A 15,045-nucleotide genomic window follows, 5' to 3' on the forward strand; every position below is an offset into this window, starting at 1 on the left:
TCAATAATCCTTGGAAATACGCAGGTTGGCGCTCTGGCGGCCGAGGGTGGAAATGGCGCCTAGCAGGGACAGCCAGCGTGTCACCTGATATTCCATCCGGGTGGCGCTATAGCCCTGCCCGTCGCTGATCAGTTCGACATAGGTCTTGCGGGTCAGATATTTGCCGGCGGCAAGCGAAGTGCCCTGCCCCTGGGTCGGATCGGCCGCGATGATGCGCAGACGATCCAGGCCCGCCGCCTTGCGCACCGCATTGATCGGATCAAGCCCGCCCTCGCCCTGAAGCGAGCCGACCGCCGAGGCAAGCTGGAGCGCTTCGGGCGCGGACAGGTTGGTGATCGAGGTGCCGAACAGGATGCGCGAGAGCAGTTCGTCCTGTGGCAGCGAGGGCACGGAGTTGAAGCTGATGTCGGGCTTGAGGCCGGTTCCGCCGACATGGATGGTGGCAGTGAGGTCGCTGACGTCCGCCTCCGCATCGATGTCGAGCGTCGGGTTGACCGGGGTCTTGCCGTCGAACTGGATGCGCCCCTCGCGCAGTTCGAAGCGGCGGCCGGCAAATTCATAATTGCCACGCACCAGTTCGGCCCGACCGGCGATCGCCGGATTGGTGACGGTGCCGCCGATATTGAGATCGGCGCGCCATTCGCTGTCGAGCCCCAGGCCGGTCACGGTCAGGCGATTGCGCGCCCGCGCCTTGACCGCCATGGTCCAGGGGACGGTCGCGCGGGGACGTTCAATCTCCTCGCCGCGCCGGTTGATCTCGACCACCTTGAGTTCGGGGATTTGGGCGACGGCGGCGGCGCGCCCCATGGTGAAGCGGCTCTTGTTGAGGGTGACGTCGCCGCCAATCTCCCCGCCCTTGCCGTCGGAGCGGATGGTGAGCGGGCCGGTGACGGTGGCGGCGATATCGTCGCGTTCCAGCAGCGCGGCATTGTCCGCCTGGAAGGCGAGGTCCATGCCGACGCCGCCAATGCCGTTGAAGGTGAAATTGCCGGTGCCGGTCACGCTGCCGCCATTCTGGGCATTGGCGGTGAAGCTGGAGAAGACCAGTTGCGCCCCGGCGAAACGGGCGCGCGCCTTGACGTTGCGCAGGCGCATGCCAGTGACCGGGCTGTTGAGCGCAGCATTGTCGGTCGCGAGCGAGCCGGTGATGACCGGGTCGGCGAGTGTCCCATGGGCGTCGGCGGTGACGCTGACCGGGCCGGCAATATCGACGATCTCGACGCCGGTCAGGCGCCAGAGCGTGTCGGCGGTGCCGTTGAAGCGGAGTTGCGCGATCAGCGGCGCACCGTTGAGCCGTTCGACCAGGCTGCCGGTCGAGATGAGCGGGGTGAGCAGCGCCTGGCCACGGCCAATGGTCTGGCCATCGGCGACGAAGACCATGCGGGTGGCGAGCCGGTCGAGGGTCAGCACGGCGTTGACGCCGACATCGACCGGGCGGGAGCTGAGGGACAGGCCCGAGCGGGACAGGCCACGGATGCGCAGTTCCGCCTTGCCGGTCGGCAGGCCGCCGCGCGGACGGCTGTAGCTCAAGGTGCCGGTGGCCATGCCGCCCAGCCCCAGATTGTCATAGGCGATGTCGAGCGGAGCGAGCGGCATCTTCTGCGCGCGCGCCTCGATCCGGGTGGTTTCGCCGCCCAGTTCGCCCGCCAGTTGCAGCGTGCCGCCGGCATAGCTGATGGTCGCGGGCGACAGGCGCCAGCCATCCTCGGCACGGGTGAAGAGCGCCGCGCGGGTCAGGCGGATCGGCCGCTTGTCGATCGTGCCGCTGGCCGACAGGCGGACCCGGTCGAGATCGACCTGGGCCTCGCCCTTGAGGTCGAACAGGCGGCCGCGCTGGCCCGAGAGATTGCCCGAGACCTTGCCGCGCCCGTCGACCAGCGCGGCGGTGGCATCGAGCCGACCGAGCAGCATGCCGCCGACGCGCAGGCCGCGTGCCTGGGCGGTGGCGTTGATCGAGGTGCCGTCAGGATCGAGCAGGATGGTGGCGTCGAGCGAGCCGCGCCGCACGGCGATGGTCGAGGGGCCGTCGAAGCTGGCATCATTGGCGTCGAGATCGAGCTTCAACTGCTGGATGCCGCCGACCGGCTGGAAGCCGATCGTGCCGCTGACCGGGCCGGCGACCAGCAACTGGCCGTCGAGCCCGCCAGTGACGGGGCGGATGTCGCCGCTGGCGGTGACGCCCGAGACCGCGATGCGCGCGACACGGACCACCGCCTGGCCGCCGGGCGGCAGCAAGATGCGGCCTTCTCCGGTGAACGGGCCGAGTGTCGATCCGCCATTGGCGGTGAAGCTGTAATTGCCATCGACGCCGGGCAGAAATTCGCCGCGCACGTCGCGCAGGCCGAGCGCATCCATCGGCCGCGCCAGCTGGACATGGACGATCGGCCGGTCGATCTTGCCATCGAGCACGACATCGACCGGGCCATATTGCTTGTGGCTGCCATCGCCTTCGAGATGGACGGTGCCGTCGCGGTGGCGCACGCCCTTGGCATTGAGGCTGATGAGCGGCGCGTCGAGCTTCATGTTGGAGAAGCCGATCTCGCCGCTCGGCAGCAGCGCCAGCGCGCTGCGGACCGTGGGCAGGCCGCCGCCCAGCCCCTTGAGAAAGGCGTTGTCGAGCCGGCGGACCTTGGCCACGGCATTGCCCGACAGGCCGAAGGCGCCATTGGCGCCGGGGGCCGCACGCAGTTTCGACTCCAGATCGACGATGCCGAGGCCACGGATGAAGAGACCGCTGATCCGGCCGTCGATGCCGACATCATAGCGGCCGCTCTTGAGGTCGGCGATGACCAGCAGCTTGCCGTTCAGGCGGTCCGACCGGAAAGGCATGGGGTTGCTGACGATCTGCTGCCCCTTGAGCTGCAGCACGCCGTCGAGCGCGAAATTGCGGACGATGCCGGCGACCAGATCGCCCTGCCCGTCAAGGCTGCGGGCGCGCAACCGGACCGGCAGCAGCACCGGCCCGCTTTTCGCCTGACGCCCCTTGCCGTCGATGCGGACATCGTTGATCTGGGTCTTGCCGAAGGCAAGCTGGCGCGCGGTGAGCAGATATTCATAGCCGAAGCCGGCGAACGGACCGTCGAGCCGGACCTTCGCCACCACGTCGCGGCCGCGCATATCCTTGAGCAGCGCTTCAGGCCGGGCGAGGTTCATGTCGACGCGCAGATTGTCGAAGGCGTTGTTGCGCAGGTCGATGGCGCCGTCGGCGACCATGTCGATCGCCGCCGAGCGCAGCGTGAGCCTGCCATCGACCACCCGGTCGGCGAGCGTGCCCTGGGCGCCGATGGTGAGGCGCGGCGAAGCGAGGCGCGGCAGCAGGCCCTTGCCGGGAATGGCGCTGCCCTCGATCGTGCCCTGGATGGTGTAGGCGCCGCTGCGCGCGCCGAGTTTCAGGTCGGCGACGGGGTTGCCGGCCAGGGTGGCGGCGAGGCGCCCGTCCCATCGGGTCCAGCGCCCCTTGCCGCTGATGCGCAGATTCCCGTCCTGATTGAGGCCAGCCATCGCCGCCAGCACGCCGCCCTTGGGCGCGTTGACGGTGACCGCCAGGTTGAACCGGTCATCGTCGGGCCGGCTGTCGAGCGTGAGGTTCAGCGCATCCTCCGCGCCGATGACGCGGGCCGACAGGTCGATGATCGCGCGACCGCCACGAATGTCGGCATCACCCGACAGGGTCGCCAGTTCGACCTTGCCAGTGACGGCGGGCGCGACGGTCAGCCGATCGACCGAGAATTGCATCAGACGGATGTCGAAGCCCGGCAGGATAGGCCCCTGCCGCTCGCTGGGATTGAGTTTGGGCAGTTTGTGCAGGGTCGCCTGCGGGATCACCAGCCGGTCGATGTCGAGCCGGTTGGAGAGCCAGGCGAAGGGCCACCAGTCCAGCTCCACCCGTGGCGCGTCGAAGAAGCGGTCCTTGGGATCGGAGAGGACGAGACCGCGCAGCACCGCCTTGCGATAGATGCTGCCCTCGATCCGGTCGACATGGATGCGCAGGCCCGAGGGCGGGCTGACGGCGGCGATGCGCGAGACGAGGAAGCGATGGCCGGGCGCGCTGTCGAGCCAGGCCAGCGTCGCCACCACCACCAGTAGCGCGAGCGCCAGTGCGCCCGCCAGCCAGCGCTGCCAGCGCCCGTCCCAGGCGCGGCGGCGCGGCGCGGCCGGCGGCGGCGGCGGCACGGGCGGCTGGCTGTCGGGCGGCGGCGTGGCCATCAGAAGGCCTGCCCCAGCGAGACATAGACGGCGACCTTGGCATCGCCCGGCTGCGGATTGATCGGCGTGCCGACATCGACGCGGATCGGGCCGAAGCTGCTATAATAGCGCACGCCAAGCCCGGTGCCGACGCGCAGGTCACGGAAGCGCGGCAGGAAGGTGGTCGAGATATTGCCCGCGTCGAGGAAGGGCACGACGCCGAAATTGCCGAAGCGGATGCGCGCCTCGGCGGAAAATTCGATCAGGCTCTTGCCGCCGACCGGATCATCATCCGGGCCGTAGCGCGGGCCGATCGCCTGATAGCCATAGCCGCGCACCGACGCGCCGCCGCCGGCATAGAAGCGCCGCGAGGGCGCGATGCGATCGACGGTGGAGCCGAGGATGGTGCCGAGCCGGGTCCGCCCGGCGAGCACGACACGATCATTGATCGGCTGATAGGCGCTGGCGTCGACCTGCGCCTTGGCATAGCCGAAGGTCGACCCCTGAAAGGAGAGTTCGGGGCTGAGGCGGCCGCCGAGGCGGAAGCCCTTGCTGGGGTTGAGCAGGTCGTCGCTGCCATCATAGGTCAGGCTGAGCGGCACCGCGCCGATGAAGAAGGTACGGCGGCTGCCGCTGGAAAAGGCGTCCGCTTCGTCCGAGGCGATGAGTTCGGCGCCGACGCGCCAGACCCAATGTTTCTGGAACAGGATGTTGGTCTGCCGCTCCAGCCCGCCCGACAGGGTGATGGTGCGCGCGTCATAAGCGTCGCGGCGGATATTACTGTAGGAGACGAGACCGGTCAGCACATGGTCGCGCTCGCGGAAATTATTGCGGCGATAGGTCGCCTGCGCCGTCTGTTCCTGGGTGCCGAGAACGCCGCGCAGGGTGAGCGATCCTTCGGGCGGGAAGAGATTGCGATGCTGCCAACTGACCTCCGCGCGATAACCTTCACCCGTGCCATAGCCCAGCTCGCCCGCAATGGTGCGCATCGGCGCCGGGCGCAGATCGACATCCAGGTCGACATGTTCGCCATCGCCCGCATCCTTCGGCGTCAGGGTAACGGACGAGACGAGGCCGGTGGTGACGATGGCCCGGCGCAAATCCTCCACATCGGTGGCGCGGTAGGTTTCGCCCGGCTCGAACCGAGCCATGCGCTGGAGATGGCGGGCGCTGAACACATCATCATTGTCGAGCAAAATCTGGCCGAAGCTGCGATAGCCGCCGGGCGTGACGATGATGTCGAGATCGCCGTTGCGCGCTTCATGGTCGATCCGCACTTCGGGTTCGTCCACCCTGGCAAAGGGATAGCCATTTTCGCCCAGCGCCGTCGCCAGCGCGGTCTGGCCCGCAAGGATGCGGTCGGCGTTGATCGGATCGCCCGACTTCATCGTGAAGGCGCCGCGCAGCGTCTCCTCCCGCGGGCCGGTCTCGGCAAGGCCGGCAATCTCCACCGTGTCGAGGAGATAGAGAGGGCCCGGCGTGACATCGAAGATGACGGACAGCTTGTCGCTGCCGGCGGGCGGCGGCGCGACGCTGCCGCGCACCCGCGCGGCATAATAGCCGTCGGCGCGCAATAACCGGTCGAGCAGGTCGCTGTCTTCCTTCACCCGGCGGTTGATCTGGGCAAGGTTGGCGGCCTTCCCCTCCCCCTGGTGCAATATCGACAGGCTGTCGAAGCGTGGCGCGATCTGATTGTCGCCGATCGCCTCGATACCGCGCAGGGTGACGCCATATTTGCGCTCCTCCCCCGCGTCGGTGAAGGTGACGACCTCCTCGGCCGGGCCGGTATCGGCGGCGTCCGCGGCCTGCTGCGCTGGCTGATCGGAGGTATCGGGTTCGCTGGCTGCAACCGGATCCTCCGGCAACGGGCCGACCGTATCGGGCTGGCCCATGTCGGGCCAGTCGATGCCGATGTCGGGCATGGCATCGAGCGATGCGGCCGGATCGACCGGCGGACTGGCGGGATCGGCAGCGGGATCAGGCGCAGGCTGGGCCGCCTGCGCGAACGCAGTGCCGGCGGTGCAAAGCGCCAGGGACAAGAGACATAGCCCTGCGGCGCGCGGATCAACGGGAAAGCGGCGCCCTGTCCGCAAGCCATGGGTCATGCGACCGGTCTAGACCAAGTCGGGGCGATTATGCCAGCCAAGAGATGGCGATGGCGCAATGGTCAGAAGGCGGTGTTGAGCCGATCCATGAGTGCGCGGGCCGGACTGTCGGCCAGCGGCGCGTCCGGCGACAGCATCCGCTCCTCCAGCCGAGCGACCCGGCCATAAAGCTCCTGGCTCGCCTCGATCAGCGAACGGGCGGCGAAGGGGAAGTCGCCGGCGATGCCCGGATCGGTGGCGGTGGCGCGGCCGAGCCGATATTTCTCATCGGCCACATCCGCATCGCCAATCTCGCCGCGCTGCCAGGCGCGCTGGCTGAGCAGCCAGGCGATGATGTGCATCAGCCGGGTCGTCACCTTGAGCGATTCACAGGCGAAGGAGACGCGACGCAGCGGATCGTCGGCGGCAAACTGTCCAGCCTCATCCGCGTCGAAATAGGAGCGCGCCTCATCCGCCATCACCATAGCCTCCATATAGAGGCCATCGACAAGGCGGCGATGAAGACCGGGATCAAGGGCGGCTGCGTTGCGCATAGGCCTAGCTGACATATCGCGGTGCGATTGTCAGGGCCGTGAATGGCGCCGGAAGCCCGCCTGTCCCATTTGGGATCGCTTTACGCCGCAGTCCCGCAATTTTGCGACGCGGCGGACGCATCAGGCGATGATGTCCGGGACCAGCGCGTCTTCGAGCGCAACGATCTCATCGCGCAGCCGCAGCTTGCGCTTCTTGAGGCGCGCGACCTGCATCTGGTCGCCCACCCCGCCATCGACCAGCGCCGCGATCGCAGCGTCGAGATCGCGATGCTCGACCCGCAGCAGCTCCAACCGGCGCATAATGTCTTCGCGGCTCACCAAGCCCCCGCCTTCTGAACCCAACATAGCCTCTCCTGATAGCCCGGCGCGGACGCGCGGGCCATCGCAATTTTACCGACGGCCCATCGCAAAGCGCGAATCATCGCGAGACAGGTCCGCCGAATCATGATCTACTTCGTCATCCATCACCCTCGTAAGGAGAATGTCATGGAAAATTCCCACGTTTCAGCTCTTTCCGCAAAGCATGCCGGGCTCGAAGCCCGGATCAAGGCCGAGTCGAGTCGGCCGATGCCCGACGACATTCTCGTCGCCTCGCTGAAGAAGCAGAAATTGCGGGTCAAGGAAGAGATGCAGGGCCGACATTAAGCCCATTCCGCACGGAAAAGGCCGGGGCCGGATCACCGGACCGGCCATTTTCCTGCCAGCGGGACGCAGCGCATCGATCCGGCCAGAACCCCGGCCAGATTTTCGACATAGTGCAACGGATGACGCCTAGCCGGGGAAGATGACCTGGCGATGACAGGCGTTCAGCGTGGCGGTCTTCGACTAACGCTCGCCCCAAGTGGAGGCGTCGCGGCGGCATGGAACAGGCCGCATATGAAAAAGCCCCACGCGGCGAACCGGCGGGGCCTTTTGCCAACCCATTTACATCATCGGTATCAACGGCGCGTGATCGTCGCCGAACGCAGATAGTCCGGCAACGCCTGCCGCGACACACCGTTGGCGACCGGCTTGCGCGCCAGTTGCGGGTCGATCGGCGCGTCGAAGGCAAAACCGATCTTGTCATCGCGCGACCAGGCGACCGAACCCTCGACCAGACCAACACCGCGCAGTTCGAGACGAAGACGCGTGCCGGCAGGAATGGCGCGTTCGCAATCCGCCATCAGGCCGGTGGCCGACAGATTGCGCACGCGCGCCTTGCCCAGATCGACGCCATCGATCGTGCTGAGGCTGGTGAGCAGGAACAGGCTGTCGCGCGGCGCGGAACGAGCCGGTCCCCGATCAGAATTTCCCGTTTCCTTGTCCATGACTATTCCCGCAAAATGACACTTGGCCAACAGGATAGTCATGCGACGTGGAGAAAGGGTTAACCGCCGCTGGGGGTTAATCGTCGCGGGAGACTTTTTCCTGACGCTCGTGCCGCTCCTGCGCCTCGACCGTCATGGTCGCGATCGGACGGGCTTCCAGCCGGCCCAGCGAGATCGGCTCGCCGGTGACTTCGCAATAGCCATATTCGCCTTCATCGATACGGCGGAGCGCCGCGTCGATCTTGGAGATCAGCTTGCGCTGGCGGTCGCGGGTGCGCAGCTCGATCGACCAGTCGGTCTCGCTCGATGCGCGGTCGTTGAGGTCGGGTTCGCGCAGCGGTTCATTCTGCAGCACAGCGAGCGTGCCTTCAGCTTCGGACAGGATCTGTTTCTTCCAGTCCCAGAGACGCTGCCGGAAATATTCCTGCTGCAGGGGGTTCATGAATTCTTCGTCAGCCGACGGACGATAATCGTCCGGGAGTGTTACGGTCGATTTTGGCGGCTTCACACCGTCTTTATCGGAATTCAGTACCGATGCCATCTGGCTCTCCGACTCGAGAGGCCCCGGCGCTGTAAGTTCCGGGCGCCCATGACTTTTGTTTGAGCGGGCCTCATAGCCACCGCGACGAGGCGATACAAGCGGACAATGCGCACTCCGGCGCATCCCCTAGGTCGGCTGACCCGCCCGGAACGGACGGCGCGACTCCATCCGGGTTTTCCCCGATCCGGCCATCGGGATGTCCACGCAGCCCATCCTTAACGTTCCACAATGACACGTTAACCATTGCAGTTGACTCAAACGCCCGATTTTTCGGACCTTTTACGGCGCAAAGATGGTTAATGCCCTTGCAGTTAACGCTTTATTTTGCGTTGGTATGCAGTAGGGAATGGCAGGGTTCACGCTACGGAAGGGTCCGATGGCGCGAATGGGTAAACAGGACTAGAGAAGATCCTATGTCGGTTCGGATGGCTTTGGCAAAATTGTGCGCCTGCACTTGTGGCGGCGCCATCATTGGCGGGGGCGCCGTCCATGTGGCGGAAAATGCGCGTCCGGCAACGGTCTACAGCACCAAGAGTGTGAAGGCCAAGCCGCGCCAGCGCGTCCTGGCCACGGCCAAGCGCCCGCCGGCCAAGAAGCCCGACCCGATCCGCGTGACTGTGACCACGCCGTCGCCGCCCATCCCACTGCCCCCGCCGCCGGTGCAGGCAGCCCTGCCCCTGATGGCTGGTGGACCGACTCCGACCGCAGCGCCGATCGGCGGCAGCAGCGGCTTTGGCGGCAGCAGCGGTTTCATCGGCGGCTTCTTTGGTGGCGGTAGCAGCGGTGGCGGCACGGTGGTGATCTCCACCACCGGTTCGACCGGTTCGAGCGGCTCCAACTCGCCCACGCCGCCAACATCGACGACCAGCGGTTCGGATTCGCCGACCCCGCCGACGTCGACCTCCAGCGGTACGACGTCGACCACGACGACCTCGACGTCGACCTCCACATCGACTTCGACGTCCACATCGACGTCGACATCTTCCTCGTCGGGCGCGACATCGACCTCGACGTCCAGTTCGACCTCGACCGGATCGTCGAGCTTCGGCAGCACGTCGACGAGCAGCTCGACCAGCAGTTCCACGTCGACCTCGACGTCGTCGGGCACGTCTTCGGGCACGCCGCCGCCTCCCGCGCCGCCGCCGCCGACCGATGTGCCGGCGCCGCCGATGGTACTGCTGTTCGGCGCCGGTGCCGCCGCACTGCTGATGCGCAAGCGCCTGGCCGATCGCAACACGGAGCTGTCGATCGAGGGCCATGGCCCGGCCAAGCCGATCCCGATCATCCGCACCGGCAATATCTGAGCCGGCACTGTCCGAGAACCAAAAAGGGCGGCAAGAGCCTGATCGTCTGAGGTGGAAGCGCTTCGCGCTTTCACCGATGGCGTGAATCAGGCTCTATTCCTTGATTCTAGACATTGATTCACGCTTCAGGCCGATTCAGGCTGAAGCGATCAATGTCTAGGAGCCGCCCTTTTCTTTTACCGACACGATCTCCCGCTCAACTGCGGGCGATGATCTTCTCGATCTCCGCCACAGGATGATTGGCCAGATCCTTGGCGATCTCGCCGACCAGCCGGTCCTGCACTTCCTTGTGATAATGTTTGCGCATCTCGCCCAATGCCGTCGGCGGGGCGACGATGATCAGCTTCTCATAATCCTGGGCAAAGGCGCGGCGCTTGAGCAGGTCGGCCGCCTCCGCCGCGAAGCGTGCCTCTTCCAGTTCATGGAAATCGGTCTGTTCCACGCTGCTGCGATGGCTGCCGACCGAATTGAAGGCCCGGCCCGGCGCATCCGACGCCTGATCGCGATCGGCCGGATTATCCTGCACCTTCACCTCTTCCGCCTCCAGTTGGGGAAAGGCGCGGTCGCCCTTGTTGCGGAAGAAGAGCAATTTGCGCCCGTCCGCCACCAGCACCATCGCATCATGATCGATCTGCATCGCCTTCTCCTTCATTTTGTGGACGCATCACCAACGGGTGAAGGCGCACAGGGTTGCGTGGCCCCGTTCGCGACGGCATAGGGCAGCCATGCACGACATCCGCTTCATCCGCGAAAATCCCGCCGCTTTCGACGCAGCCCTGGCGCGCCGTGGCCTGGCCCCGCTGTCCGCCGACATATTGGCGCTGGACGAGAAGAGCCGCGCGCTCAAGACGGAGCTGCAACAGGGGCAGGCCCGCCGCAACGAGGCGAGCAAGGCGATTGGCCAGGCGATGGCCGCCAAGGACATGGCCAAGGCCGAGGCGCTGAAGGCCGAGGTCGCGGCGCTCAAGGAAGGCACGCCGGCGCTGGAAGCCGAAGAGGCCGAGATCGGCGCGGCGCTCAATGCCATGCTGGCCGCGATCCCCAACTTGCCCGCCGACGACGTGCCGCAGGGCGCGGATGAAGCCGGCAATGTCGAGCTGAGCCGCTGGGGCAATATCCGCGAATTCGATTTCGCGCCGCAGGACCATGCCGATTTCGGCCCGGCGCTGGGGCTGGATTTCGAGGGCGGCGCGGCGCTGTCGGGCGCGCGCTTCACCGCGCTTCGCGGCCAGATGGCGCGGCTTCACCGGGCGCTGGCGCAATATATGCTCGACACCCAGAGCGGCACCAACGGCTATGAGGAAACCAACCCGCCGCTGCTGGTGCGCGACGAGGCGCTGTTCGGCACTGGCCAGCTGCCGAAGTTCGCCGAGGATCTGTTCCGCACCACCGATGGTCGCTGGCTGATCCCGACCGCCGAGGTATCGCTGACCAATCTGGTCGCCGAGCAGATCGTGCCGACCGACGCGCTGCCGGTGCGGCTGACCGCGCTGACCCCCTGTTTCCGGTCCGAGGCCGGATCGGCCGGACGCGACACGCGCGGCTTCATCCGCCAGCATCAGTTCGAGAAGGTCGAGCTGGTCGCGATCTGCGCGCCCGAGGAATCGGACGCGGAGCATGAGCGGATGGTGCAGGCGGCCGAGGGCATTTTGCAGGCGCTGAACCTGCCCTATCGCAAGATGCTGCTGTGCAGCGGCGACATGGGCTTTGGTGCGCGCAAGACCTATGATCTGGAAGTCTGGCTGCCGAGCCAGGCGACCTATCGCGAGATCAGCTCCGTATCCAACTGCGGCGATTTCCAGGCGCGGCGGATGAACGCCCGCTACAAGCCGGAGGGAGAGAAGGCGACGCGCTTCCTCCACACCCTTAACGGATCGGGCCTGGCCGTGGGCCGCACGTTGGTGGCGGTGCTGGAAAATTACCAGCAGGCCGATGGCAGCGTGATCGTGCCCGAGGTGCTCGCGCCCTATATGGGCGGCATCACCAAGCTGGAGCCACGATAAAAGGGAACGGGCGATGCGCATCCTCCTCACCAATGACGATGGCGTCCATGCGCCGGGGCTGAAGGTGCTGGAGGCGATCGCCCGCACCCTGTCCGACGATATCTGGATCGTCGCGCCCAGCGAGGAACAGTCGGGCGCGGGCCACAGCCTGACGCTGACGCGCCCGCTGCGCATTCGCAAGCATGGCGAGAAGCATTATAGCGTCACCGGCACGCCGACCGACGCGGTGATGATGGCGGTCGGCCATCTGATGAAGGACGCAAAACCCGACCTGGTCCTGTCGGGCGTCAATCGCGGCGCCAATCTGGCCGAGGACGTGACCTATTCAGGCACCGTCGCGGCTGCGATGGAGGGCGCGATTTCCGGCATCAAGTCGATCGCACTGAGCCAGGTCTATGCCCGCGAGGCGATGGGCGACGCGGTGCCCTTTGCCGCCGCCGAAGCCTGGGGCGAGCGGGTGCTGCGCCCGCTGATCGCGATGCCGGCCAGCCCGCGCCTGCTGTTCAACGTCAATTTCCCCGCGATCGACCCGGACAGGGTGAAGGGCGTGCGCGTGGTGCGGCAGGGCTTCCATGACATCGACCGGACGAAGATCATCGAGGGCACCGACCCGCGCGGCTATCGCTATTACTGGTTTGGCCTGGGCCGCAGCGATTCCGCGCCCGAGGGGACCGATCTGGCAGCCATTGCAGAAGACTATATCGCGGTGACGCCGCTCCATTATGATCTGACGCAGGATGGCGCGCTGGCGGCAACGGCGCAGGCATTTTCGGACTGACTTACGCTCCGGGGGGAGACCATATGGCTGGACATGACAAGGGGCGGCTCTGGCTGCCCATGGCGCCGCTGCCGCTGCTGCTGGCGGGTTGCATCCCTGCCCCCGTGCAGGACAGCGCGCCCTATGCCGCGCCCCTGCCCCCGGCCCAGCCGGCGCCGGCCATTCCGCCATCACCCAGCATGCCGCCGCAACCGGTCAGGCCCGAGCCGCAGATGATCGAGCGCAAACCGGTCTGGACGGCGCAGCAGGTGACGGCAAATGCGCGGACGGTGGCCGCCAGCCTCTACAGCGTGCAGCCGGGCGACACGCTGCGCGGCATTGGCAACCGCACCGGCGCGGGATCGGACGCGATCGCGCGGGCCAACGGGCTGGCCCCGCCCTATGCGCTGCGGCCGGGGCAGAGCCTGTCGATCCCCGGCGGCCGCTATCATGCGGTGGCGGAGGGCGAGACCGGCATCGCCATCGCCGTTGCCTATGGCGTGCGCTGGAGCGACATTGTCGACATCAATGGCCTGACCGAACCCTATGTGCTGCGGCGCGGGCAGCGGCTGCTGCTGCCCGGTGGCGAGATGCCGGCCGCCCCGGTGGCCGCAGCGCCGGTGCGGGCGCCCGCATCCAGCCTGGAGCAGCGCGCCGCCGCCTTCCGCATCGACATTGACGATGTGCTGACCGGCGGCCAGCCTGCCGTCGCGGAGGAGAAACCGCGCGCGGTGGCCAAGGCCCAGCCCCGCCCCTGCCCTCCAATGTGCCGATCGCCCAGCCCGGCGGTTTTTCCGGTCCATTCGCCTGGCCGCTCAAGGGCAATATCCTCTCGCACTTCGGCCCCGGCGAAAGCGGCGCCAAGAATAACGGCATCGACATTGCCGCGCCGATCGGCACGCCAATCAGGGCCGCAGCGGACGGCGTCGTCGCCTATGCCGGCGATAGCATCGCGGTGTTCGGCGGCCTGGTCCTCATCACCCATGGCAGCGGCTGGGTCAGCGCCTATGGCCATGCTAACCGGATCGACGTGGTGCGCGGGCAGAAGGTGACGAAGGGCCAGGTGATTGGCCTCAGCGGTGACACAGGCTATGCCAGCAAGCCGAAGCTGCATTTCGAGCTGCGCAAGGACCGGGTGCCGATCAATCCCATGACCCAATTGCCCACCCCATGAAGATCGCGCCGCCGCCTTCGGCATCGCCCATGGCCGGCTTTCTGCGGCGGCGATCGGCGCTGCCGGTCTGGGCGGACCTCGCCTGGCGGGTCGTCCTGGTCTTTGGCCTGATCGCGATCGTGCTGGCGCTCCACTGGTTCGGGCGCGACGGTCTCAAGGACAATTATGATGACCAGATCAGCTTCATCGACGTGCTCTATTTCACCACGGTCACCGTCACCACGGTCGGCTATGGCGATATCGTGCCGGTCTCGCCCGAAGCGCGCCTGTTCGAATCCATCTTCGTCACGCCGATCCGGCTGTTCGTCTGGATCATCTTTCTGGGCACGGCCTATAATCTCTTCTTCCGCAACATCCTCTACAGGTGGCGCATGGCACGCATTCAGGCCGATCTGCACAATCATATCGTCGTCACCGGTTTCGGCACCAGCGGCCAGGAGGCGGTGAACGAGCTGCTGGCGCGTGGCACCGACCCGCGCGAGATCGTGGTGATCGACGGCAGCGAGAAAGCGCTGGACCATGCCGAGGCGCTGGGCTGCAACGTGCTGTGCGGCGACAGCACGCGCGACAAGACGCTGAAGGACGTGGCCATCCACCGTGCCCGCACGATGATCGTGTCGGCCGGGCGCGACGACACGTCGATCCTGATCACCTTGACCGCGCGTCACCTGGCCCCGCGCCTGCCGATCAGCATCGTCGTGCGCAACGAGGATAATGAAGTGCCCGCCCGCCAGGCCGGCGCCACCACCGTCATCAACCCGGTCAGCTTTGCCGGGCTGCTGCTGGCCGGCAGCACCAGCGGCAAGCATATCGCCGACTATATGGCCGATCTTGCCGCATCGGGCGGCCGGGTAAAGCTGCACGAACGGCCTGTCCTGCCGCAGGAAATCGGCCAGCCGCTCTCGGCGATCGGTACCGGGCTTGGCGTGCGCATCTATCGCGGCGACCATCCGATCGGCTTCTGGGAGGAAGGCGCAAAGCGGCTCCAGACGGGCGACTGCATCATCGAGATCGTGGAAGAAACCGGCGCCACACCCCGCGCCGACGATCAATAGGTTCAAACCAGCGACAGACTGAACATGTTTGTTGCGCCACAGCAACATATGGCAAAATTCGTGCTACCCAGGGTGCAGCGC

At 66.5% G+C, this 15,045-nt stretch carries 13 protein-coding genes and 1 pseudogene; 6 read left to right on the top strand and 8 right to left on the bottom strand.

The features are described 5' to 3' along the window. The 4 genes from DIZ22_RS10955 to DIZ22_RS10970 all read right to left on the bottom strand — a co-directional run bounded on the left by DIZ22_RS10955 (position 1) and on the right by DIZ22_RS10970 (position 7,123). Entirely contained in the window at positions 1 to 4,206 is a 4,206-nt protein-coding gene (locus DIZ22_RS10955; protein ID WP_122928198.1) for a translocation/assembly module TamB, read from the bottom strand. After that, the gene (locus DIZ22_RS10960) at positions 4,206 to 6,224 is read right to left on the bottom strand and encodes an autotransporter assembly complex family protein (RefSeq protein WP_122928199.1); all 2,019 of its coding nucleotides are present in this window, start codon (positions 6,222 to 6,224) and stop codon (positions 4,206 to 4,208) included. Before DIZ22_RS10960 ends, DIZ22_RS10955 begins: the two co-directional genes overlap by 1 nt. Positions 6,225 to 6,352: 128 nt before the next feature. Beyond that, positions 6,353 to 6,823: a DUF1465 family protein gene (locus tag DIZ22_RS10965; RefSeq protein WP_010337951.1), complete on the bottom strand. Its 471-nt coding sequence runs from the start codon at positions 6,821 to 6,823 to the stop codon at positions 6,353 to 6,355. A 120-nt stretch (positions 6,824 to 6,943) separates the two neighbouring features. Continuing rightward, complete coding sequence (locus DIZ22_RS10970; RefSeq protein WP_037492086.1) at positions 6,944 to 7,123, bottom strand: DUF465 domain-containing protein; 180 nt, start codon at positions 7,121 to 7,123, stop codon at positions 6,944 to 6,946. 186 nt (positions 7,124 to 7,309) lie between these two features. Between DIZ22_RS10970 and DIZ22_RS10975 the strand changes: the two genes are divergently transcribed. Further along, the gene (locus DIZ22_RS10975) at positions 7,310 to 7,468 is read left to right on the top strand and encodes a YdcH family protein (protein ID WP_010337949.1); all 159 of its coding nucleotides are present in this window, start codon (positions 7,310 to 7,312) and stop codon (positions 7,466 to 7,468) included. Positions 7,469 to 7,761: 293 nt separating this feature from the next. On the opposite strand, the gene DIZ22_RS10980 is transcribed toward DIZ22_RS10975, so the two are convergent. The 3 genes from DIZ22_RS10980 to DIZ22_RS10990 form a co-directional block, all read right to left on the bottom strand. Further along, on the bottom strand, positions 7,762 to 8,130 hold the full coding sequence (locus DIZ22_RS10980) for a PilZ domain-containing protein (RefSeq protein ID WP_048939094.1): 369 nt from the start codon (positions 8,128 to 8,130) through the stop codon (positions 7,762 to 7,764). Positions 8,131 to 8,206: 76 nt separating this feature from the next. Next, positions 8,207 to 8,671: an RNA polymerase-binding protein DksA gene (dksA, locus tag DIZ22_RS10985; RefSeq protein WP_004211401.1), complete on the bottom strand. Its 465-nt coding sequence runs from the start codon at positions 8,669 to 8,671 to the stop codon at positions 8,207 to 8,209. Between the two features lie 520 nt (positions 8,672 to 9,191). Continuing rightward, positions 9,192 to 9,791, bottom strand: coding sequence for a hypothetical protein (locus DIZ22_RS10990; RefSeq protein WP_234415744.1), 600 nt, complete (start codon positions 9,789 to 9,791; stop codon positions 9,192 to 9,194). 49 nt (positions 9,792 to 9,840) lie between these two features. Here DIZ22_RS10990 and DIZ22_RS22395 point away from each other — a divergent pair, with 49 nt between their 5' ends. Then, positions 9,841 to 9,975 carry a hypothetical protein gene (locus DIZ22_RS22395; RefSeq protein WP_017501572.1) on the top strand — a complete coding sequence of 45 codons (135 nt, stop codon included), beginning with the start codon at positions 9,841 to 9,843 and terminating at the stop codon, positions 9,973 to 9,975. A 196-nt stretch (positions 9,976 to 10,171) separates the two neighbouring features. Here the strand turns inward: DIZ22_RS22395 and DIZ22_RS10995 are convergent, their stop codons facing one another. Further along, a complete protein-coding gene (locus tag DIZ22_RS10995) occupies positions 10,172 to 10,612 on the bottom strand; it encodes a host attachment family protein (protein WP_164488888.1) in 441 nt (146 codons plus the stop codon). Between the two features lie 88 nt (positions 10,613 to 10,700). On the opposite strand from DIZ22_RS10995, the gene serS reads away from it, so the two are divergent. The 4 genes and pseudogenes from serS to DIZ22_RS11015 all read left to right on the top strand — a co-directional run bounded on the left by serS (position 10,701) and on the right by DIZ22_RS11015 (position 14,964). After that, on the top strand, positions 10,701 to 11,978 hold the full coding sequence (gene serS / locus DIZ22_RS11000; protein WP_048939092.1) for a serine--tRNA ligase: 1,278 nt from the start codon (positions 10,701 to 10,703) through the stop codon (positions 11,976 to 11,978). Positions 11,979 to 11,991: 13 nt separating this feature from the next. Further along, positions 11,992 to 12,756 carry a 5'/3'-nucleotidase SurE gene (gene surE / locus DIZ22_RS11005; protein ID WP_004211396.1) on the top strand — a complete coding sequence of 255 codons (765 nt, stop codon included), beginning with the start codon at positions 11,992 to 11,994 and terminating at the stop codon, positions 12,754 to 12,756. 59 nt (positions 12,757 to 12,815) lie between these two features. Further along, positions 12,816 to 13,909 (top strand): annotated as a pseudogene (locus tag DIZ22_RS22440) (M23 family metallopeptidase). Continuing rightward, positions 13,906 to 14,964, top strand: coding sequence for a potassium channel family protein (locus DIZ22_RS11015; protein WP_048939091.1), 1,059 nt, complete (start codon positions 13,906 to 13,908; stop codon positions 14,962 to 14,964). The pseudogene DIZ22_RS22440 and the gene DIZ22_RS11015 overlap by 4 nt, the downstream one beginning before the upstream one ends. The last annotated feature ends 81 nt before the right edge of the window (positions 14,965 to 15,045 follow it).

It is taken from the genome of Sphingobium sp. LF-16 (assembly GCF_003711185.1).
Classification (GTDB): domain Bacteria; phylum Pseudomonadota; class Alphaproteobacteria; order Sphingomonadales; family Sphingomonadaceae; genus Sphingobium; species Sphingobium yanoikuyae_A.

Excerpts from the sequence above, each read along its gene's own strand:
- DIZ22_RS10955 (WP_122928198.1), bottom strand. The coding sequence starts at position 4,206 with ATGGCCACGCCGCCGCCCGACAGCCAGCCGCCCGTGCCGCCGCCGCCG.
- DIZ22_RS10965 (WP_010337951.1), bottom strand. The coding sequence starts at position 6,823 with ATGCGCAACGCAGCCGCCCTTGATCCCGGTCTTCATCGCCGCCTTGTC.
- DIZ22_RS10970 (WP_037492086.1), bottom strand. The coding sequence starts at position 7,123 with ATGCGCCGGTTGGAGCTGCTGCGGGTCGAGCATCGCGATCTCGACGCT.
- DIZ22_RS10975 (WP_010337949.1), top strand. The coding sequence starts at position 7,310 with ATGGAAAATTCCCACGTTTCAGCTCTTTCCGCAAAGCATGCCGGGCTC.
- DIZ22_RS10980 (WP_048939094.1), bottom strand. The coding sequence starts at position 8,130 with ATGGACAAGGAAACGGGAAATTCTGATCGGGGACCGGCTCGTTCCGCG.
- dksA (WP_004211401.1), bottom strand. The coding sequence starts at position 8,671 with ATGGCATCGGTACTGAATTCCGATAAAGACGGTGTGAAGCCGCCAAAA.
- DIZ22_RS22395 (WP_017501572.1), top strand. The coding sequence starts at position 9,841 with ATGGTACTGCTGTTCGGCGCCGGTGCCGCCGCACTGCTGATGCGCAAG.
- DIZ22_RS10995 (WP_164488888.1), bottom strand. The coding sequence starts at position 10,612 with ATGCAGATCGATCATGATGCGATGGTGCTGGTGGCGGACGGGCGCAAA.
- serS (WP_048939092.1), top strand. The coding sequence starts at position 10,701 with ATGCACGACATCCGCTTCATCCGCGAAAATCCCGCCGCTTTCGACGCA.
- surE (WP_004211396.1), top strand. The coding sequence starts at position 11,992 with ATGCGCATCCTCCTCACCAATGACGATGGCGTCCATGCGCCGGGGCTG.
- DIZ22_RS11015 (WP_048939091.1), top strand. The coding sequence starts at position 13,906 with ATGAAGATCGCGCCGCCGCCTTCGGCATCGCCCATGGCCGGCTTTCTG.